This window comes from Halohasta litorea (assembly GCF_024494645.1).
Classification (GTDB): domain Archaea; phylum Halobacteriota; class Halobacteria; order Halobacteriales; family Haloferacaceae; genus Halohasta; species Halohasta litorea.
Window position 1 is genome coordinate 228181 of sequence record NZ_JANHDJ010000006.1, and the last position, 21992, is coordinate 250172.

A 21992-nucleotide genomic window follows, 5' to 3' on the forward strand; every position below is an offset into this window, starting at 1 on the left:
AACACCCCCCAAGCCGAAACAGACACGCTGTTCGGGGAGTCGCACCACCCACCTCCGCGAGTTTGTCCACGGGCTGCTTCCGGCGCACATCACTTCTCGTGTGGAAGTTCGGGTCACCGAGAACGTCGCCACGGCGGCCGTGGTCCCAGCATCCGCGGAGGCACTCGTCGACGGCGAGCAGACGGAGTTCTCCCCAAGCGAGGCCAGCAACCTTGTCGAAAGCGTCAACGCCGACTACCTCGTCCTCGTCACGGGGAGGGCCGCTCCACTCGAGTCCGTCTGTCTCAACGACCAGCTCACTGCCGACAGCGCGTATCAGTTCGGTCTCACAATCCACGAGACGCTCCACATCCTGAAGACAGCCTTTGGGGCGCTCCAGTCACTGACGGAGGATCGAGTCGAGCCTGCCCACCGCGAGTTCGTCCACGAGCTGATCAACATCACCGAGGACGGCGCGATCGAAAACGAAGCGATGACGGGAGATGACTTCTCTCAGCGGTCGGCCAATCGGCTCACGCTAATCAACGAGGCGCTCACGCAGAAACCGGACGAGTACCCCGAAGACCACGAGTTCTCCTTTGGAGATGCCCTCCTCAAGGCCCTCCACGACCGGCTTATCTACGACTCAGGCGTCACGGACCTCCTGTTGGACGAGACGGACACCCAGTTCACATTCGCGACCGACGCCGACCGCAAGGCCTTCACCGAGATCGACGCAGCCATCGACCAACTCGCCACAGACATCCTCTCGTTGCGGTCCGACGCGACCGTCGCCATCCACCACCACGATAAGGCGGCCTCGATCAAGCGGATTAAGCGGACGATTCGATTCTGGAACGAGGACCTCAAACCGCTGCTTGCCGACCAGGACGACCCAGAGGGGGACGCCGACGCCAACGACTCCGACGAAGCCGGCGAGCCCGAATCCCAACAGTCCGGTGGAGACGGCGACACAGAGACCGCCCCCGAAGACGGCTCCGACGGTGGCCCCTCGCTCGAAACGACCGAGAGCGGGGACAGCCGGCAGTCTGTCGACCAGTATCCGACCATCGGCGACGAACCGGATCCGGACGGCGTCGACGAAGGGGACGAAGACTCGACCGACACTTCAGACGGGACCGACGCGACCGACACCACTGACGACACCGGCACGACCGACACTTCAGACGACACCGACGACCCCGCAGGTGAGTCGCCGGCTTCAGAGCCCGCCGAGACGACGGGAGAGGACACCCCCACCGACGACGAGACAGACACTCCGGACACACCCGAACAGACCACTAGCGGACAAGCATCGCTCACGGACTTCGGACAGGACGACGATGGAGACGACGGGGAGACAACTCCGGACACCGACACCGGGGGTGACACCGGCCCCACGGCCTCGCGAGACGAGCCGGCGGCCCCCGACACGGCCGCTGGGGCACCCGAAGTGGAAACCGCACAGGAGGCAACTGCGCCCGATACAGACACCACCAGCAACCAGCCCCCAACCGAGGAGGAGGGACAGGACTCCCCGGAGGTCCCCTCACCGGTTCACGAGCCAGAATCACTCTCCTCAGCCGACTTCGAAAGCGATCGCCAACAGGCCGCCGAGACCGCAGCTGACGCCACCGTAGATGAAACCGCGCTCGAACGCGACCTCGAAGCTATCGACGACCAGCTCGCCGTTGAGGGCGCTGGGCAGTTCGCCGCCGTTGAGGACCTCGACATCCTCCCCGAACCGGATCCTCGGGATGTACCCGACATCGACTGGGCGACGATCGAGGGGTCTGCGGCACTCGTGGGCGGCACGCTCGCAAAGGAACTCCGCTTGGATCAACAAACGAACCACCGTGACGGCCTCTCATCGGGCTCCACGATCAATGTGAAGACAGCCTACCGACTGGGGTATGGCGACCCGCGGACGTTCACCGAAACCCTCCCCGGCGATGAGAAGGACTACTTCTTAGTGCTGATCCTCGACCGCTCGGCGTCGATGGGGCCGAGCTACTACGACGACGAGGCGGAAAGCAAGATCTCCGTCGCGACCAACGGCGTCGCTCGCTTCGCGCTTGCGTGTGAGTCCTTGGATATCGACGTCGCCATCATCGACTTCTACCGCGACGATGTTCGCCTCGTGAAGCCACCAGCCGTCGAAACGGAGTTCGCCAGCGAACAGATCCTCTCAACAGAGACCGGCGGAAAGACGCCACTCGCGGAGGCACTTTCGTTGGCGCGGACGCTGGCCGATTCGAGCCCGCGTGAGTCGCTAATCATCTCGATGACCGACGACAAGCCATCGGACATCGACGCCGTCGCTAGCGAGATTGCGGCTTCATACGACCCGGTTTGCTCACTGACGATCGCGACCGACTGTAAGCCGGGGCACCCACCGGAACAAGCTGAAACGCTACTCAGAGAATACGATCAGACGACAACAGTGTACGACCCGTCACAACTCGAAAGCCGACTCGACGAGCTCGCAAGTCTCCTGTCGGTGTATTAATCGAAACCAGTCGACCCGACGACACCGAACCCACTGTAGCCGTCCACGTCGAGGACGTAATCGAACAGATAGGTGATCATCGAGAGCGTCTGTTCGTCGTGTGAGTCCGGGTCGATGGTGAAGACGCCGACCGAGTCCGTTGCCTGAATACAACCGACCATTGTCTGGAGGAACCGGAACAGGACCTCGATGTCTGCGTACATGGTCATTGGACAGATCGAATCCAGAACGAGTCGGACTCGCTCGTACCCACGGTTGTTCATCGACTCGATCATCTTCGTGACTTCCACGCCGACGCCAGTCAGGTCGCCGGGGCCGCCCACCTGGACGACAGATGCTTCTCGCACTGAGTACGGTGTGGGGCTCGGCATACAATCGATGATGCCGAGAGGCGGGTGGATGTCGGTTCCCTCTAATCGCGAGTGGTACCGCTGGGCGACGTTCTTCCCGACTTCGTTGGTCGTAACCACAACTGACGGGTCGGCCAGCATACCGTTATCCGACTTGAGGAGATCTATGACGAAATCTCTCCGTTCGGGGTCTGAAGGGCCTTTGACCAGAATCGACTTTCCTTTCTCTACTTCATCCACCGGGAGTTCCCGCCCAAACGTATACCCGTTAATGGCGGACCTCTGTATTTGACTTGACATGGCTCGTGCGTCTCGTGGTGAAAATCTACACAGCACCCCTAATTAAATCCACCGGGGGGTGGGGGGAGCTAGAATTCGGCTGTTTATAGCCTCCATAGGGGAGTGAGAGGAATTTGGATTAGAGCCCATGAGCACCATAGCCCACACTACCGCCACCGAGGAAAGCCACCCGAACACGCTTCTCTCGTACTGGTCAGACACGACCGAGGGGTCAACGTTTCAAAGCGAGAAGCTCCGCTGGTGGACTGAATCACATCTCCAAGACGCAGAGCACATCCTGAACCCGTGTGCCGGCGTTGCGAGATTAGACGTACCGGGTGACGTCCTACGTCTTGACATCAATGAAGACGCAGACGCCGACCTCCACATCGACTTTCGGACCATCGAAGACCACGTAGAACCAGAGACCTACGACGCGATCGTCTACGACCCGCCCTACACGTGGGGACAGGCGGTGAAGAAGTACGATCTGGATTTAGCCCGCGACGAGTTCTATTTCTATGACGACGAAGTGATGGAGATGTTCAATCGAATCCTGAAGCCCGGCGGGATCATCATCCAGTTCGGATACTCGACGTCGGTGATGCCCCTCTCGCTCGGCTATGAGACCGAGGCTGTTGCTCTGTTCAACAAGCTGGGCGCGCAAAACGACTACCTCGCGACGGTGGCCCGGAAGCCGACCACCCCAGGGCAGTCCCCCTCAGCCACTACCGTCAGTCAATCCGTCGTCCCAAACGCTGGCGCAGAGAACATCCGCGGGTCGAACATCTCCAAGGGCGGAAACGGCGGTGAAAACATCCAGATGGAATACCGCCACTCCCTCAGCAACGGCTCACTCAACAAGGCGCTCAAACCGTCCATCACATCGTGGCTCGATGATGACGATCGCGTTCTCCATATCTACCAGGACACCCCGCGGTTCTCGCTCGATGAGTACACCTGTACCACCTGTACCTACACGTCAGCCGACTTCGATACGGACGCCGATTCCCTCTCCGCTGATGTGGTCGTCGCCCCGTGGAACATCGACAGCACGTTCGCAACAGGCGAGTTCGACGCGGTCGTCCTCGACATCCCGTATGAGGCCTTCCAACGCAACATCCGAAGCCCGCAAGCAGAGGCCAGCTCGAAATCTGGAGTCACCCACATCGACACGATCCTCAAGCGGAGCATTACGAACCTCGTCAAAGGAAACGGCGGGCGTGTGATTCAGATCGGGCAGACAGCGACGCTGATGAGCGGGGCGGATTACGACTACACCCGTCGCGGCGTCACAATCACGAACCACGCACCGGAACCCCACGACTGGATCATCGCCGTCGACGAGAAACCCCACGAGAACCTCGAGGTTGCCACGCTCGGTGATGGTGAGGTCGATGGACTCTACCAAGATCCACACGGGGCACCGAACATCACCGACAAGCAGAACCGGACCAACTTCGAGCCTCACCCCAACTCCTCCCACTGTGAACACTGTGGGAACTCCTACTTCCACCACCCTGCGGCCTATGTGGACTGTCCGGATTGCGGCGCGATCGCCGGGAACCTCTGTCTCTCCGAGAGCGGCCAGCCCATCAATCCTTCCGGAGCTGACCACCGTATCACGGAGTCCGACGTCTGTCCCGGTCGGCTCACAGAAGCAGAAGCACTTCACGACGGGTCCTGTAATCGGAAGGATCCGAGCTACGTCGCTGCCGATGACGAGCTCGTTTCCGAAATCACCGATCACCTCCCGTCCGATATTCTCTCGGGGGAATACGCCTACATCCGGCGCAAACACCTCGAACAGGTCCTCGAAGACAAGCTCACAGCAGAACCGCGCTCAACCGACATCGTTGAACGAGTGATCGAGAAACTCGGCACCGGGCCTGCCAGCACCCCAGAGACCAACACTCCAGCGGACACAACCGCGTGTACGCTCGATGAGTATCTCTAATGCGAATCTGACCAAAGCACTAATGACCACGTACTGTCCACGGTATAACTACAACACATGAGTCAGGTCCGTACATTCATCTCAGCCACGGGTATCGGTATCGGCGGATACCTTCTCATCGGCATCTGGTCGGGTATCCTCTTGGGCGCGCTTTACTTCACAACTGGCGCAGTCCCCTTCGAGCAAGAGCTCTTCGTGAGTAACCTCGGCCTGCTGATGGGAGCTATAACTACCACGGCACTGTTTTTCCAATTCACCGATCACAGGTACCAGTTCCTCAGAGTCAGAACACCAACCTCGAAGGAGATACTGCTGGTACTCGGCGGTGTCGTAGTTCTACTTGCCGGTGCGATGGGACTCGAATTCCTCCTTGGCCTTCTCAACGTAGGCACCTCCGATCACCAGATCTACGAAGCCTTCACGACCTCAGAATCTCCCGCTGACCCCACGATCTTACTCGCGCTCATCCCTATCTCGATTCTGATCATCGGCCCGTGTGAGGAACTCATCTTCCGAGGGCTCGTTCAGGGGTCGCTCTACCAATCGTTCGACCGGCAATATGCTATACTCGTTTCGAGCGTCATCTTCGCGATGGTTCACTTCCCGGCTTACCTAACCGCAAGCGCAGCGGATGCAACGAGTACACTCCTGATCGTTCTCTTTCTTTCACTCATCCTTGGCTGGCTGTACGAGACCACAGACAACCTCATCCTTCCCTCTCTCGCACACGGCATCTACAACGCGGTCCTCTTCCTCTTCCTCTATTTCGAAGTTACCGGGGTTGTGTAACCCCCCTCATTTCAACTGGAAAATATTACGATCCTTCCCCCTCGACCTTGCCTTTGTAGTCCCAGTTTTGACCGCCCTTCCCGTCCGGTGTGACGATGTACTTGTACGGCCCGTGCGGGCAACCCTTACAGTCTGAACCGCAGTTGTTCCGCCGAATAACAACCGTCCCCTCGTCGCTATCTTGGACGTCGACGACCTCGTCTGACTCATCGACATCTAAGTCATCCTCGTCGATCATCTGGTCCTGTTGACCGATCCGGTATTCGCGTAGTTGGCGGGCGTACTCCTCGATTAGCTCTAACTGATCGATTTCTTGGCGGCGGAGTCCATCAACGATGTACTGCGCGATCTCGTCCGGTGGGGCCGGTTTGGTGTCTTCCATCTTGTCAATAGATATGAGCCGCAGCATTGTAAAGCTTGACAAGAAATACTGCTCAAATCCGTTTTTGCCTTCCGAGAGAAGGTGAGAAGAGGGTTTGAATAGAACCCAGACGCGCTACTACCGACAGACGATACCATGGTCGTATTCATTTCCACCGTCTCCAGTCCTGATCGCCCAAACAAACTGGCGCAGTTTTACCGGAAACTTGGTGTGCTAAAAACGCAAACAGGAGGCCCATTCTACCTCTCAGATGTCGATGGAACGATGGACTGGCCTCACCGTGGGATCTACATCTTCTTCGACGAATCCACAGACCCGGAGATCGACCCGGTTAGCGAGTGGCACATCACTCGGATCGGTACTGTCGGCGTTTCCAAAGGAAGTTCCAGTTCGCTCTGGCAGCGACTCCGCACCCACCGAGGAACCACCAGTGGAAACTACGCAGACGGTGGTAACTGCCGAGGGTCCGTGTTCAGACTCCATATCGGAAACGCGATCATCGAAGACGAAGGCCTGGAAGACAAATACCCTCACTGGGGCGTTCCGCACCGTCAGCTCCCAGACAACATATCCACCTCAGAGATTCGCGCCCAAGAACACCCACTCGAACTACGGGTCTCCGAGCGGATTCGAAACCTCCCGTTCCTTGTGATTGACATCCCTGGCAAGCCCCACGCAGACTGCGATCGGGCACGCCTCGAGAAGAACCTCATCGCGCTTGTCTCTCACGCACGCCGAACGAATCCCCATCTGAAAAAGGACGACTGGCTCGGTCACCACTCACCGCGGGCCGAGATCAACAAAACCGGACTCTGGAACCTCGACCATGTGAACTCCTTTTACACGGACAGCATCATCTCGGAGGTGACTCCCTACATCGAGTCCACCTCTCCCATCAGCGAAACCGATTCTGAGGGCCAGTAGTCTTTTGAGCAGGCTCTGTCTACGTGCGTATGCTATGGTCGCAGAAATCACTACAGAGGGGCTAATGCCCCGCGTAAAGTCGGGGGTGGGCTATCTGATGGGCTTACTCATCATTATGAACGGCGTGGGGATACTCGCGATGCACTCTGTCGGGAGTGGGCTCCTGCTACTCTGTGGCGGTGTCTTCCTCTTCCCCATCACCCGGAGGACTATCGAATCTCGGCTGGATACGGAGCTCACACTGATGGTCGCCGCGAGCATCTTCCTCCTGTTCTTCTTCGCCGCGTCGGTGCTCTTGTTGATGAACGTCGACGTCGCAGAGGAAGGCCCAGAGATGCTGGCCCCCTACTTCTAACAGCGGTCAATCTGACCGGAGCAGATATTACACCTGCCTTTGAACTCCGAGCTACACCCCATGGTAGCCTACTCTATCATCCTATTCGGGAGTATCGTCATCATTAGCCTCATCGCGTCTACCGCGATCGGCTTTGGCGTTCAGTGGGCGGCTTCAGAATTCCAACTCGGCCCTCTCCCGAGAGCATTCATCGGGTTCGCCATCATCATTCCGTCAGTGCTACTGAAAGCAATCGACCTAGGGATGATCCGGATGATCCCGCTGTTCTTGGTCATCTACTACGTCGGCACTTTCCAGATCGGGACCAAACTCGGTCTCGCAGCTGGCATGGAAGCCCCCGACGACAACGACCCGCCAGACTTCTTCTTCGATATGCTGAACAGATACCAATAACCCGATGAGGATTTTGTCGGACACCGCGATAATCTTTTTATAGCCACCCTGCGGTGTTCAGTATAGGCCATCCGACAACTCATGGCACAACCATCCGCCCCATCAGATTCACCGAACAGACCGCACTGGTTCTCCGACGCGATCGGCCGGTCGGAGGCCGGCGTCACAATTACAGACATCTCGTTAGGGTCCACCGCCCTCAACGAGATGCTCATCAGACTCGCGGTCAAGTTCGACAACGACTATCGGGAGCCCAGACGGTACTACACGCTCCGACATGATGGATCCTCATGGGAGTGCCAGACCCCACGCAAACCGTCAATCTGCGCCTCTGTGACCGAGTGGTTAGACTGTAACCTCAGTTCGCCAGACGGGTTACGAACCCCGTATTAATGCCGGGCGAGTCGCACCGCTTCACCACCAACAGGCGGCTGAAATCCAATACTAAGGAATTAGGATGGGGCGGCGGTCGCGACTGGCAGTCAGATATTGATGGGAACAGCGAGATCGAGATCAACTCTGGGAGTGTGTTTCCCTGGGACGGTCCTAACATCCCCACCGAGGGGCTCGTTTCCTACTGGGACCTCAATGCTGGCTCCGGAAATTCCATCACCGATATCGAAGGGTCACACGATGGATCGATCCACAATGCTACATGGGCCACTGACAGCGGAAGAGACGGATCGGTGCTCCAGTTCGACGGGGGCAACGACTACATCGTCCTCAACGGCTGGTCAGGAATAACGGGAACGCACCCGCGGACCTGGGCAATCTGGTTCAAGTCTGGTAGCTCCCGAGACCACCGCCTCATCTCATACGGGGCGAACACCACTGGGAACAAATATGATATCCGAATCGATGACGCAAATGGCGATGTCCTGCGTGTCGAAAACGCTAGCGGACAGAAATATGGCTCAGTAGATGTTATCGACGGCCAATGGCATCTGCTCACCGTCGTCTTCCCATCTGGTGGGTCAGCTGTCCATGACCACTCGCTGTACGTTGATGCGACCTTAGATTCAAACACTGGAGGTGGGAATCAGTCTTTGAACACAGCCACGTCGACCAATGTGTTCTTTGGGAAATCCCACTGGCACGGTGACGATACGAAAGGGCGTATCGGGGCCGTGTATGCCTACGATCGAGAGCTATCCCAATCGACGATCCAAACACTCTACGACGAGACCAAGTAAACGCGGGAAGCCACCCGGCCTTCTAGCCGATCTAAGTTGAGAGAGACGCCCGAGATATTGTTTTTACCCTCCGAGAGATGGTGATGAATCGTGGTTGTGTGGAAAGAGACACACAGCCACCGATTCCGACTAGAGGGTAGCTCCGCCGTCAGGAGACTCTTCTAGATTCGTTCGCGGCCTCGCCTCAGGATTGTTTTATATTTCCCGAGAGGGGTGAGGAGCAGTAGAAAAGAGGTACTCAAAAAAATGTCCCAAGCAGCAGACTCTCAGTCGAACGGAAGCACCGACACCGAAGACAACGACGCGGGCGGCATCGTGATCACGAACAAGCCGCAGACGGAACCGAGCGCGAGCGACGTGGAGAACAACCAGCCCGAGGCTGTTGAGGAGCCCGCCGCGGCCGACGAAGAAGTCGCTGAAGCGTCTGCCGTCGACGAACCCGAGTCGGAGCCGCAGTCCTCTGACTCTGTCGAGGATGTCGAGGAATCCTCTTCAGACGCACCCGACGCGGAAGGCGAGGGCCCCGCCGAGGCCGGCAAAGCCGAGGACGTCGAGCCGGTCGAGGAAGCCAGCACCGACGCAGCTGCGGTAGAGCCCGACGCCAACCCCGCCAGTTCCGCTGTTAGCGATGAGGTGACCGAAAGCGATACCGTCGACGAACCCGAAGCAGAAGTCGAAGCCGAACCCGACGACCTCTCCGAGGACGAGTCTGAGGCTCCGTCCGTGGATGCCGAGGAGGCGGCCACCGAGGAGGCGACCGAGGACGGCTCGACCAACGAGGAATCCGACATGAGCAACACCCAGGCCGAACCCGAACCCGCACAGACCGACGATGGCGACTTCTCTGGAGTCGACGAGGACGTGAAGTCCCCGCCCCAGGAGTTCGACGCGATCGTGGAAGCATCCACCCTCAAAGACGCAATCGACAGCGTCGGCGTTCTCGTGGACGAGTGTAAGATCCGCACGTCCCCTGAGGGACTCCAGATCCGCGCTGTCGATCCCGCCAACGTGGGGATGGTCGACCTGACCCTCTCCGCTCCCGCGTTCGAGAGCCTCAACACCGACGTCGGCATCCTCGGTATCTCGTGGGATCGGTTCGAGAAGGTCATCGGCCTCGCGAACAACGGCGACCTCGTCCACCTGGACTACGACCACAAGACGCGCAAGCTCAACGTGGAGATCAACGGCCTCTCGTACACGCTGGCGCTCATCGACCCCGACTCCATCCGCCAGGAGCCGGAGATCCCCGACCTCAACCTCCCGGCCGACGTGACCGTCGAGGGCTCGCAGATCGCGCGCGGTGTGAAGGCCGCGGACATGGTCTCTGACCACATCCGCCTGTCCGTCGACGACGTAGAACAGAGCTTCAGCTTCAGCGCGGAAGGCGACACCGACGACGTCGACCTCAAACTCGAGACTGACGACCTCGTGGCTCTCAGTTCCGCTGCGCCCGCGGATTCGCTGTTCAGCCTGGACTACCTGAAGGACATGAACAAGGCCATCCCGAAGGATGCCGAGGTTACGATGGAACTGGGCGAGGAGTTCCCCATCAAGCTCCACTTCGGATTCGCAGAAGGCCACGGGCAGACGACGTACATGCTCGCCCCGAGAATCCAGAGCGACTAACGCGCTAACACCTTTCGAAAAGTCGGTTACCGATTACCGATCGTTAATCTCCCGCATATCGTCTTGGAGGGACTGTCTCGTCACTTGTTCCTCTATGCTATCGCCCTCCTCTTGAGGGGGCTGCCTCCAAGGGTAGTCTGGTGATTCAGATTCATCCTCCTCGTCCGTCTCCTGCTCGTACGGGCCTGTAGGCTCTTCCGGCTGTTGAGCAACTTCTTGGTTACTGTCCGGGGACTGAGCCGCTTGCTGATCAACGTGGGGCTCAGACGGGTGCTGATGTCCTCCATCATTTTGATACACTGTCGGACCCTCTGCGTGCGGATCACCCGCCGCCGCCGGATCAGGAGAGACACCACCGCGAAGCCGGCGCTCCTTATCTTGCCGCATATAGTATTTGATCTCCTTGATAAGCTCACTCGGGTTATCCACTCCGTGGAAGTGAACTTCGCTCCCACCCGTCCCCGCGGTGAAGAAGTCGATGTGTCCAACACCGTAGAACCGCTCCGGCGGCGGGTAGTGATCTTCGACGTTCTGTATCTCGTGAAGGTCGAATCGCTGTTTCGTCGTGTTGAGGAGGTGAGACCGGTGAAGGATCTGCCGGTTCGTAACGATGTGCCATGTCGACCCCCGCTCGATCGCCTGCCGGGTAAGCAGCACCACGGACAGACCAATGAGGAACAAGGGGAAATACCACCAGCGGTCAGGGACGCTCAGATCAAGTACGGAAGGTGTGACGAGCGCAAGCATCTCGTCACCATACCCTAACGGGACGCCGATCGTCACGACCACCGCGACAACGAGCATCACGACCGCAACGAGGTACGGCCCCATCATCACCCACCTGCTCGGGTTCCCTTCGTGAACGATGAATTCGTCTTCCCCGATCATATCGTCCGGGTAGAAGTACCCCGAAATCCCTTCTTGCGGGTCCGCAGTCCCGGTTATTCTGGGGAGTATCCACTGTACCCCACCGACCAGCAGATTCGACACTTTACTCGCCGCCACCATCACGATCAGCATCAGTTTAACGTGAATCGGGCCTTCCACATCGGACCACCCCATCGCGTTTGACTCTTCAACTTCGCCAGCCCCATACCGCTGACTTGGGGGGACATAGTCTTCAGGAAGTTCGTCGAACTGCTCCGATGTAGCCGTTGCTTGGTGCGGATCGGTTTGTTGCTCACGGACTGGCGAGGTTGGTTCTCCCCCGTCTTGCCGTAGGTGTGGATCAGAGCCCTCGACACCGCGAGAAGTCTCACTACCGGTCGTCTCTCTATCGGATGGCGTCATAATTTGTTGATCAACTCTCTTACAACCCCAAATTCACCCGCATACGATAATGCTTCCCCTCGTTTTACCCCCTCCCCCTCTTCAGCCAGTAGTCAGTTCAATCAATATAGTTATAACAAATGACTGCTAACGCCAGCCATGCCCCGAGCGCATAAGAGGTCTCACACCGGTAGGTCAGTAGTGAACACTGGAAGCAGTGAACTTGGCCAGAACGAACGGTACGAGGACTGTGGCTCCTGTAATGAGTTAACAATTCACGAAGTCACCGTCGAATTCACATCAACTGGCTCAGGTGGCCCGAAGACCCACGGCAAAGCGCCGTTCCGAGTAACCAAGTGCCTCACGTGCGAGACGACATCGAAGCTGCGCGTGGGTTCGATGAAACAGAGTTAGGCCATTCCAAAACGCCGGGGATCGGCCCCTCAGAGCAACAGCTTTGGCCAAAAACAGGCGGTACAGACCCTATCTGACAGAACCACATATTACACCCCGCAGCGGAGCGCCGACTGTATGCCCACGTGTGAGAACTGCGAAAGTCACGTCACCGACAACTACGTCCGAGTCTTCACGCCGGACGGATTAGATAACCCGCGAGCCTGTCCCCAGTGCGATGACCTTATTCGACACAACGGACAGATCAGGAAGGCCCGTACCCCAAGATTCTAACCGCCCGCTACTCCGGCTTTCTGGCGTCCCTTGCGATCGGCTCTATCTCCGAGAGAACGACGTCCGCTTTCACGTCTGTCCAGCCACTCGCCGACAGCTCCTTCGCGAAGTTCAGCTTTATCGTGTCTTCACCCGCGTCTCCGCTCTCGACCGTGTGTTCGTACACGAGCGGGACGATCTCGTTCTCAGCAACGCGGGTACTGACCGAGACCCACCCGGAAAGGCCAGCTTCCTCGCCGAAGTAGATCTTCGAGTACGAATCCGCACTGACCGCCTCACCAGTCCGACCACCCGTTTGTGCCGGTTCCTCGCTTGTGACGCTCTTCGCCGCGACCGTCTCTTCTGACCCCGCCTCCTCAGCCGTTTCTCCGTGTTCATAGCTGAGTGGCGTTTCCTCCCAGAACGTGGACAACGCTCGCCCCACATCATCGGGGTTGGTCATGGCGAACTCTCGCTGCTCCTGTTCCGAGAGGTAGTCGTTGACGCCGTAGAACCCCGAAGATCCGTACCGTTCGTCGAGGAGGATCCGGACGCCGGTCTCCTCGGAGCCGCGGATCACGCGGCCGAAGGCCTGCCGAACCTTCCGGACTGCGGGAACAGTCAGCGCCGTGTCGAACCCGGACCCTTCCATACGGTCGTCGTAGGCGGCTTTGATCGCCCGGATCGTCGGCTGATACGTCGGCAGCAGCGGGATGCCAATCGCAACGACGCAGTGGAGCTTCCCACCGTCGTAGTCGACGCCCTCTGTGATCGTCCCGCGCGTACTCGTGAAGATGACCGAGTCCCCATCCGCGAAGAACTCCTCAAGCGTCCGGTCGGTCTCTTGTGAGGAGCTGGACTGGTCCAGATGGAGCCGCTTCGAACTCTGATCCGTTTTGACGAGTTCGTACGCCCACTCGGCTTCGTTGTAGTTCGGCATCGCGACCAGCACGTTACCGGGGCTCGACGCAACCTGCTTGATGACTCTCGCGTACTCCTGGCGAACCTCCGTCATCTCTAGCGGATCTTGGGTTGGGCTTCCGCGATTGTTATTGGTGTACTTCGGCAAGTCGCCGATCAGCGACAACCGATTCTCCTCGGGGAACCGAAGCGGGTACTGCTCGAACTCCGATGGCCGCTCACCGGGTTTCTCCTCTTCGTCGTCCTCACTCGGGTACGAGACCTCGTCGATACCCACGGCCTCGATGAAGACATCCTCGGGCTTGATGGTCGCGCTCATCAGCACACCGCCGCCTAACTCGGAGAACACGCCTTGGAGCTCTCGCCGCGGGATACAGTTGAACAGCTGGAGCTTCGGCGTCCACTGGCTGACCCAATCGGGGTACTCCCCCGGAACGGACTCTTTCGGACTGTGCTCGAGCACCACGTGCCGGTGGTACTCAACGAGGCCTTCGACCGCCCACCGCTTGAAGAAGTCCCCGACACCTACACCTTGCGGCGTCCGGTCGTGGATGCCCTCTTCTTCGAGACCCTCATAGACGAATTTGAGGGCGAGCATCACCGGGTAGACCTTTCGGTAGGTTCCAGCATCGTAGTCAGACTCTCGAACTGTCTCAGTCATGAGCGTGTCCGGATCGTCCGGGTCTTCAGGGTCGGTCAGCGGATGCTCGATATCGTTCAGGTTCCATCCGTAGTCGACCGCCTGCTCCCACGTCACGTCGTCAAACTCCTTGCCGATGCGCTCGGCCCCGTACCCGAGGATCTTCTCTTTGACGTACCGGAGGAACCGCTCTACTTCAGAGAGATCCTTCACCGAGACCGAATACCCCGGTATCGTACTCAGCGCCTCCTTCGCGAGTTTCTTCGCCGTGTGCCGCTTCTCCGTGGACAACCCCGACGACGGCGTCTTCTCGAAATCGCCGTTGGCGTAGTGGCGGGCGATTTCGACATCGGCGATCGCGCGGTCGAGTGTGTAGATATCCATCTCATCCGAGAGCATATCTCGGACTCTGGATTCGATCTGGTGTGCCTCGTCGACCACGATGATGGTCTCTTGATCGAGGATGCCCGCCTTCTCTTCTGTGAGTAGCCGCGTCTGTGGGTCGTACAGGTGGCTGTAGTTCCCCAGCACTACTTCAGCGTCCGACGCGAGGTGCGCCATCGTCTCGTGCGGGCAGATGCCCCTACTGGCGGCCTTCTCGATCAGCTCGCGCCGGTCGAAGACGTGATCTTCGGCGTCATCGAAACTGAACGGGACAGACGGTCCACCTGCGAAGAACCCAGCGTAGAACGGGTCGAACTTACCCTGAAGGTCCAACGGCAACTGACCAGTCCCGCGGCGCTCAAGCACTGCCGTGTCGACAACGTCGTTTGTGTGAGGGACGTAATCTGGGTAAGGCGTCTCCACCCCATCCACAACGAGGTTATCCGCAGTCTCTGCGCCACCTCTCTCCAGATCTGCCACGATCTGGCGGACGGCCTTCGCCCGTTCCGGGTCGAATCGGTAGTTCTCTCGGTGTTGCTCGGCCGCTTCCGAGGGATCACTCCAATCGTAATCGTGACGCGAAAAGTCCGGTGGCGTCATCCCGTCAGGCCAGTTCAACGGGATATTCGAGTCGAACCGGATCAACTCTGCCGTCATCTCACGGAGATCATCGATCTTCGCCGTAACAGGGTGCCGGTCGAACGGGGCGGCATCCGTGTAGGCGTACGGGAGCATGTCTGTCCGTCCGCGCATGACCACCGTCGAAACCGGGGATACACCGCTAGCGAGGGACTGGTTGATCCCCCTCATCTCTTCGATGAACTGCTTGAGTTGCTGTTTTAGCGGCGTCGTCACCACGACACGGGAATACTCGGGGAACGCCCCCTCTTCGCTACGGTGTTCGCTGAGGTAACTCCGGTCGCGAATCGCGTGGATTCCGGCAGTGACAGCCATCAGCGTCTTCCCAGTCCCACACGCGCCCTCGTGGACGTAGTAGCCGTTATCGGCCAGTAGGTCGAGGAACGTGTCTATCGCGTCCACCTGGTCGGAATACGCCGCTTCATACCGAAAATACGGCGTCCACGCTTCGTCCAGCTCAGACAGGTCGATCGTATCCGACCCACCCGACGAATCCGACCCATCGCTAAGCACGAGCTCGGGTTCCATCGGCTCACCGCCAGTCACCTCTGGAGGTAGTGGTGGCGGATCTTCCCGGCTCGGATTATTGTCTTGGGGCATTGTGATACTGAATATTACAACGGCTCCCCTCTTGAAGGTTGTTTGTTTCAGCGGTCTATTAGAGTATTTTCGAGCCCTCAGCCGCTCAATCTCTCACTCAGCGAAGCTCAGATCGATTCTCACACCCGAGACCGTGGCACCTCCGCGAAACAGTTATGCGTGGTAGTCGAGTCGGTGGATGTACATTGCCGATCTCCATCCCGCCGTGGCTATCCCAGCTTTACTACCTCCTCACAGCTCCTGGCGTGGTCATCCACGAATTAGCCCACAAGCATACCGCAGAAGACCTCGGCCTCGCCATTGCTGAATATCGGCTCTTCAAGTTCGGTAGCCCGGCAGGATACGTGAAACACGAGACGCCTAGGACGTACCGCGGTATCCTCGCAGTATCAGCAGCTCCGTTCCTGTTGAACACGATGCTCGCTTTTAGCCTGTACCTCGCGATCGGCATCTCAATCCACTACACAAGTCTCGAGTCTCTATCCTACCTCCAAATCGCCCTCCTATGCGGAGGCTTCTGGATTGCCCTCTCGTCGAGTCTCCACGCCTTCCCGAGCGCACAGGACATCTCCAACATCAACACAGCGGCCAAGGCGAGATGGGCGAACACACCGTTGGGGAGTCGCGGGGTTCTTGCCATCCTCGCCATGCCGATATTCCTCCTCAAGCACCCGTCTGTCGTTTTCTCCCTCCCGCTTGTGGGCGTACTGCTGCTTCTTGACCGGGCAAGAGCCATCGGATCTCACTTCCTCTTTGCTGGAGCCGTCATCGCGACCGCGTTGTACACTCTCGACATCATCTATCCGTTCCTCGCGACAGCCATCTGAGAGCCAGTTTCATAACACCTCGTTGTGAAGCAGAGACCACAATGGCCGAATCGAGCACGATCCAGAGCCACTCATATTCGCTTTACACACCCGGTGGACGTCGCACGCTCTTCGTCTCCCTCATCAGTATCGCGATTTTCACCCCCACGCTTCTAACGGAGTATCTTGAACCGGTTGTGACGTTCTTCCCGATCGTCGCGTTGGTCGCCATCGCGATGGTTCGAACCGGGTGGCCAGCAGCCATCCCCACGTGGACCATCTTCAACATTTTCAGTGTCTATTTGATGATCTACGCCGGCTATTCGTTCGGGACGAAGCTCCCAGCTACACTCCTCATCCTCTTTCTTCTCGGGATGCTGGTGTACGATCTGATCGGTGTGAAGGGTGGCCAGATGCAATCAATGGCCGCGAAGATGATCTCATACGGGATTCCGATCTTTATCCTCGTGCCTCACTCCAAGACCTTCTCGTTCGAGAAGTTCCGAGAGATTGTCTCTGAGGAGGGATTAGAAGGTCTCCACGGTTCGGATCATGGCATCTCGATGCTGGGGATCGGCGATGGATTCCTTCCGGGCGCGCTCGCAGTTAGCGCCGGGGCGTACGGTGCTGCCGCTCAGTTTGGCGCACTATCGATCACCCTCCCGCAGTTCACAACCGCCCTCGGCGGCATCATTGGCCTCGGGCTTCTCATGTGGGCGGAACTTCCGAAGGCGATCGCCGCGCTCATCGTCTCCGTCCCCGGCGCACTGATCGGATTCGGAGTCGGCCTGCTCGTTGAAACTCTCGTCTTCTAGAAATTCACGGAGGGCTAAACGCCTACAGGTCGCCCGGCATGTGGCCCGACCCACCATCGCGATCGCGATTGTCGAAATCTGACCCGCTGACCAGAATATCTGACCGTGAGAGGACTCCAAGGATGTCTGAAAACGGCGTCCCGAACATCTGGACAAGATCCGAGCCACACTCAGCGTAGTTTTTGTCCTGGATTTCGACACTCTCCAGAACAGGCGATTCTGCCTTTTTTCGGTCCACCACGGCTTCCAGCGCGTCGATGCTCTCAACTAAGCACTGTAGCGGATCGTGGTAATCTCGCGATTCGTATTCCAGTTCCAACGAAGTTGATCCCACGTTCGTCATCTGGGGCAATTCGTCGAACTCTCTCATCTTCCGCTGTGTGAATATCTGGCCGAAAACACGACCCCGTATTTCGAACATCTGTAGCCACATCGACAACGGCGGTGTAACGCTACGCGCCGGAATAAAATGGGCAGATACCACAGGTGGGCGAGAATACGAGACTACATTCTCATGTAGATCCGGTTCACTTCCAGGTCCATACCTATTCTCCATCGTTCTAACTTTTGCTTTTCATTGAGAATATAAATAGACTCCGGAGAAATCAAACGAACGTAAAATGATTTGAAATGACAGCACAGGTAATTTTTATACAACGATGGTAAAGTGAGTTGATTAGTGATTTAACTAGACACTTAACCACAAGTGATACAACCACTCCGCGAGAATGACTCGATGATAGCCTATGTACCAAGCCAAATCTCCACTGATTGCTTCGGAGTAATCTGTAGGGTGAGGCCCCAACGGCTACGAACTATGAAAACACAGACAACCAACCTATATGGCTGGAACCGACCAGCCTCCGTAGGTGACGCTCACCTACGTCAACCGCCACAGATTGCCCATGAACACGTCTGACTCACCAGACCTCCCGATCAAGCGGGAAGAAGCCGATACACTAGCTGAAACGCTCACAGACAACGCCTACTACAACATCCTGCCCGCTCGGTATCTTCGGAAGAACGCCGAGGGCGAGGCTGTTGAGGCACCTGAAGAACTGTTCGAGCGAGTCGCGCGCAACGTCGCTCTCGCAGAGGCAGTCTTCGAGGCCGACAACCTCGGCGTCGACGTGACTGTCACGCCCGACCAGATCAAGCCGGACCACCCGCGACGTGACGAACTCGCCGCAGAGGTCTTCGGTAAGGGGACCAAGGCCACTGACGACGCCGAGACGCTCCTAAGCGTCTACAACGTCAACAAGTTCGCCTACGACACGGTCGTCCCCGAGCTCCCGGATGAACTTCGCAATCACGTCGAGTCGAAAGCGACTGCCTTCCAGGAGAAGATGGAAGAGCTGTCGTTCATGCCGAACTCGCCCACGCTGATGAATGCCGGAGACGAACTCCAGCAACTCTCTGCGTGCTTCGTCAACAGCCCCGGCGACGACATCTCCGACATCCACCACACCGCAAAGGAGGCCGCAGAGGTCTTCCAGAGCGGTGGTGGTCAGGGGTATGCGTTCTGGAAACTCCGCCCATACGGCGACGCCGTCGGTTCGACCGGCGGGATCGCCTCCGGGCCGATTACGTTCATGCGAACGTACGACCAACTCTGCGAGACAATCGCGCAGGGTGGAGCTCGCCGTGGCGCACAGATGGGCGTCATGCGAATCTCCCACCCGGATGTCATCCAGTTCATCCACGCGAAGAACAAGGACGTCTCACTCGCCCACTCGCTGCGGCTGAACGATCCCGACGACTTCACCCACAACTCCTTCAAGGACGCACTTGGTGAAGCTCGCGAACTCATCGACGACGAAGGCCGTGTGCCGGAACACCTCCGGAACGCGGTCGAGGGCCACCTCTCGAACTTCAACATCAGCGTCGGCATCACCGACGACTTCATGGAGGCTCTAGAGGCGGGCGAGGAATTCGCCTTCACCAACCCCCGAACCGAGGAGCCGCACGTCGCGACTCCCGAAACGAAGGAACTCTACGAGATGTTCGGCCTCGGCGAGCACGTAGAAGCCGGAGAGGTCCTCTCCATCCCCGCACAGGAACTGTGGGACGACATGATCGAGGGCGCTCACGAGAACGGCGAGCCGGGCGTCATCTACCTTGAGCGAGTGAACAAGGAACACTCGTTTGATGTCGAAGAACACCCGGACCACCGCATCCTCGCGACGAACCCCTGCCTGACCGGAGAGATGAAAGTCGAACTGGCGGACGGCGAGACCGCCACCATCGGCGAGTTGGCAGAGGCGGGCGGTCGGGTTGATGTCTTATCGCGAAACAACCGAGAAGTCGTCACCCGATCTGCGAGAGCGTTCCAGACCAAGACAGACGCCGACATCGTCAAGGTCGCAACCGAATCTGGAACGGCCATCCGCGTCACCCCGGATCACGAACTGCGGAGTGCCGACGGGAAGTGGGTCAAAGCAGAGGACCTCTCGGCAGGAGACGCAATCGTCTCTCTGTCGAAGCCCCTCGCCACCCAGCAGGGAGCGGAGTACGAAACCGTCGCGAAGACTGTCGAGAGTGTCACCCTCGACGGGACGGCCGATGTCTACGACCTCACCGTCGAAGGCACCCACAACTTCTTCGCCAGCGTATCCGGCGAAGAGGGACTCAACGTCCACAATTGCGGCGAACAGCCGCTTGAGGAGTACGAGTCGTGTAACCTCGGGCACATCAACCTCTCGACGATCGCAGACCTCAACGCGCCCGACTGGCGTGTGTGGTCCGCAGAGAACGCAGCCGACTACGACTCTCACGAGGTGGCTGTCGGTGCGTTCCTCAACGAAGCCATCGACTACGAAGAGTTCGACGAGCGGATCGACTACGGTACTCGGTTCCTCGAGAACGTCGTCACGATGTCGGACTTCCCGGTCGAGAAGATCGAAGAGACCGTCCGCGACATGCGGAAGATCGGTCTGGGCATCATGGGACTCGCCCAACTCTACATCCAACTCGGAATTCGATACGGGTCCGACGAGGGTAACGAGGTCGCCCGTCAGCTGATGACCCACATCAACCACGAGTCGAAGCAGGCGTCTCACCAGCTCGCAGAGGAACGAGGCGTGTTCAACGACTGGAGCGACTCGAAGTACGCGAACCCCACGGAATACCGTGAGTGGTTCGAACACCACACCGGCCTCGACGCCGACGAGTGGGAGGATGGCTTCCCCATCCGTAACCACAACACGACGACGATCGCGCCCACGGGCACGACCTCGATGATCGGGAACACGACCGGCGGCTGTGAACCCATCTACAACGTCGCGTTCTACAAGAACGTCTCCGACGACGTCCAGGGCGACGAGATGCTCGTCGAGTTCGACGACTACTTCCTCCGGACCTTGGAGGAAAACGACATCGACGTCGATTCTGTCAAGCGTGAAGCGCAAGAGCAGATGGCGAACAACGAGTTCGATGGCGTGGACGGCCTCGACAGCGTCCCCGACGCAATCGGCGAACTGTTCGTCGTCACGGGCGACCTCACGGGAATCGAACACGCGGCGGTCCAGTGTGCCTGCCAAGAGGGCGTCGACTCGGCGATCTCGAAGACGTGTAACTTCCCCAACGACGCAAGCGCGGCCGACATGGAGGAAGTGTACCGCTACATCTACGACCACGGTGGAAAGGGCGTCACCGTCTACCGCGACGGCACTCGCTCGAAGCAGGTCCTCACGACCCGCGCGAAAAACGCCGAGTTCGCAGACGAAACAGAAGCGGCCGAAACCCTCGTCGAGCAGATCAGCGACGTGTTCGGCGGCATCGAAGCGTTCCTCAAGAACGAGGATGTCCAACAGGCGGTCGACACGGAGATCGCAAACATCCTCGAGGCGAGCGAACAGCCCCGCATCGACTACAGCCATCGGAGCCCGCGCCCCGACTCTCTCGCGGGCGTCACCCAACGGATCGAAACGGGATACGGGAAGGTGTACGTCACCATCAACGAGGACGAGAACGGCCGGCCGTTCGAGCTGTTCGCGAACATCGGCCACTCCGGTGGCTACACCAACTCCTTCACGGAGGCACTCGCGAAGGTCATCTCGACGGCGCTCCGCTCGGGCGTCGACCCCGAGGAAATCGTCGACGAACTCCGCGGAACCCGAAGTCCAAAAATCGCGTGGGACAAAAGCGAGCAGATCCAGTCGATTCCGGACGCAATCGGCACTGCGCTCCACCGGGCGCTCACGGGAGACATCGATCGGAACACCCCCAAACAGCAGAACCTCTCAGACGTGGACAACAGCCCCGACGCGGACGCTGTTGACACCACACCGTCAGAGAAGACGGACGGTGGGAGCTCCGTCACAGAGGAACCAGCGGCCGGAACAGAGGGCGTCAGTAAAGACGCCACTCAGGAACTCATCGCGGCCGGCGAGTCCCCCGAGTGTACCGAGTGCGGCGGGATGAGCCTCTACTACTCCGAAGGCTGCAAGACGTGCGAGTCCTGCGGCTGGTCAGAGTGCTAAACTAGCATCTCTCATCTACCTTTTTAGAACAGGCG

18 protein-coding genes are annotated in these 21992 nt (G+C 58.6%); 13 read left to right on the plus strand and 5 right to left on the minus strand.

Annotation, left to right across the window (positions count from 1 at the left end):
* Positions 1-100: 100 nt before the first annotated feature.
* Entirely contained in the window at positions 101-2488 is a 2388-nt protein-coding gene (locus tag NO877_RS15270) for a VWA domain-containing protein (protein ID WP_256397212.1), read from the plus strand.
* Here the strand turns inward: NO877_RS15270 and NO877_RS15275 are convergent.
* Positions 2485-3138, minus strand: coding sequence for a DUF7504 family protein (locus NO877_RS15275; RefSeq protein WP_425492955.1), 654 nt, complete (start codon positions 3136-3138; stop codon positions 2485-2487). The genes NO877_RS15270 and NO877_RS15275 overlap by 4 nt on opposite strands.
* Positions 3139-3265: 127 nt before the next feature.
* Here NO877_RS15275 and NO877_RS15280 point away from each other — a divergent pair, with 127 nt between their 5' ends.
* Both NO877_RS15280 and NO877_RS15285 read left to right on the plus strand, forming a co-directional pair.
* The gene (locus tag NO877_RS15280; RefSeq protein ID WP_256397213.1) at positions 3266-5074 is read left to right on the plus strand and encodes a TRM11 family methyltransferase; all 1809 of its coding nucleotides are present in this window, start codon (positions 3266-3268) and stop codon (positions 5072-5074) included.
* A 57-nt stretch (positions 5075-5131) separates the two neighbouring features.
* Entirely contained in the window at positions 5132-5863 is a 732-nt protein-coding gene (locus tag NO877_RS15285) for a CPBP family intramembrane glutamic endopeptidase (protein WP_256397214.1), read from the plus strand.
* Positions 5864-5888: 25 nt separating this feature from the next.
* Here the strand turns inward: NO877_RS15285 and NO877_RS15290 are convergent, their stop codons facing one another.
* Positions 5889-6245 (minus strand): hypothetical protein, encoded by a 357-nt coding sequence (locus NO877_RS15290; protein WP_256397215.1) that lies wholly within the window; start codon positions 6243-6245, stop codon positions 5889-5891.
* Positions 6246-6380: 135 nt separating this feature from the next.
* Between NO877_RS15290 and NO877_RS15295 the strand changes: the two genes are divergently transcribed.
* The 5 genes from NO877_RS15295 to NO877_RS15315 all read left to right on the plus strand — a co-directional run bounded on the left by NO877_RS15295 (position 6381) and on the right by NO877_RS15315 (position 10736).
* A complete protein-coding gene (locus NO877_RS15295) occupies positions 6381-7169 on the plus strand; it encodes a GIY-YIG domain-containing protein (RefSeq protein ID WP_465262061.1) in 789 nt (262 codons plus the stop codon).
* Positions 7170-7266: 97 nt separating this feature from the next.
* Positions 7267-7524, plus strand: a complete 258-nt coding sequence (locus tag NO877_RS15300) for a hypothetical protein (RefSeq protein WP_256397217.1) — start codon at positions 7267-7269, stop codon at positions 7522-7524.
* 60 nt (positions 7525-7584) lie between these two features.
* Positions 7585-7917 (plus strand): hypothetical protein, encoded by a 333-nt coding sequence (locus NO877_RS15305; protein WP_048076098.1) that lies wholly within the window; start codon positions 7585-7587, stop codon positions 7915-7917.
* Between the two features lie 392 nt (positions 7918-8309).
* Positions 8310-9110, plus strand: a complete 801-nt coding sequence (locus NO877_RS15310) for a LamG domain-containing protein (RefSeq protein WP_256397218.1) — start codon at positions 8310-8312, stop codon at positions 9108-9110.
* A gap of 861 nt (positions 9111-9971) precedes the next feature.
* Entirely contained in the window at positions 9972-10736 is a 765-nt protein-coding gene (locus NO877_RS15315) for a DNA polymerase sliding clamp (protein WP_256397260.1), read from the plus strand.
* Positions 10737-10769: 33 nt separating this feature from the next.
* Here NO877_RS15315 and NO877_RS15320 read toward each other — a convergent pair whose 3' ends face one another.
* Positions 10770-11783, minus strand: a complete 1014-nt coding sequence (locus NO877_RS15320) for a PH domain-containing protein (RefSeq protein ID WP_256397219.1) — start codon at positions 11781-11783, stop codon at positions 10770-10772.
* Between the two features lie 381 nt (positions 11784-12164).
* Here NO877_RS15320 and NO877_RS20025 point away from each other — a divergent pair, with 381 nt between their 5' ends.
* Both NO877_RS20025 and NO877_RS19925 read left to right on the plus strand, forming a co-directional pair.
* The gene (locus tag NO877_RS20025; protein ID WP_465261988.1) at positions 12165-12419 is read left to right on the plus strand and encodes a DUF7835 family putative zinc beta-ribbon protein; all 255 of its coding nucleotides are present in this window, start codon (positions 12165-12167) and stop codon (positions 12417-12419) included.
* 117 nt (positions 12420-12536) lie between these two features.
* The gene (locus NO877_RS19925; protein ID WP_425492956.1) at positions 12537-12692 is read left to right on the plus strand and encodes a DUF7563 family protein; all 156 of its coding nucleotides are present in this window, start codon (positions 12537-12539) and stop codon (positions 12690-12692) included.
* A gap of 7 nt (positions 12693-12699) precedes the next feature.
* Here the strand turns inward: NO877_RS19925 and NO877_RS15325 are convergent, their stop codons facing one another.
* Entirely contained in the window at positions 12700-15783 is a 3084-nt protein-coding gene (locus NO877_RS15325) for an ATP-dependent DNA helicase (protein WP_256397220.1), read from the minus strand.
* Between the two features lie 257 nt (positions 15784-16040).
* Between NO877_RS15325 and NO877_RS15330 the strand changes: the two genes are divergently transcribed.
* Together NO877_RS15330 and NO877_RS15335 are read left to right on the plus strand one after the other, a co-directional pair.
* Positions 16041-16682 (plus strand): hypothetical protein, encoded by a 642-nt coding sequence (locus NO877_RS15330; protein WP_256397222.1) that lies wholly within the window; start codon positions 16041-16043, stop codon positions 16680-16682.
* A 41-nt stretch (positions 16683-16723) separates the two neighbouring features.
* Positions 16724-17476 (plus strand): presenilin family intramembrane aspartyl protease, encoded by a 753-nt coding sequence (locus NO877_RS15335; protein ID WP_256397223.1) that lies wholly within the window; start codon positions 16724-16726, stop codon positions 17474-17476.
* Between the two features lie 22 nt (positions 17477-17498).
* On the opposite strand, the gene NO877_RS15340 is transcribed toward NO877_RS15335, so the two are convergent.
* Entirely contained in the window at positions 17499-17846 is a 348-nt protein-coding gene (locus NO877_RS15340) for a hypothetical protein (protein ID WP_256397224.1), read from the minus strand.
* Positions 17847-18381: 535 nt separating this feature from the next.
* Here NO877_RS15340 and NO877_RS15345 point away from each other — a divergent pair.
* On the plus strand, positions 18382-21957 hold the full coding sequence (locus tag NO877_RS15345) for a TSCPD domain-containing protein (protein WP_256397225.1): 3576 nt from the start codon (positions 18382-18384) through the stop codon (positions 21955-21957).
* Positions 21958-21992 lie beyond the last annotated feature (35 nt).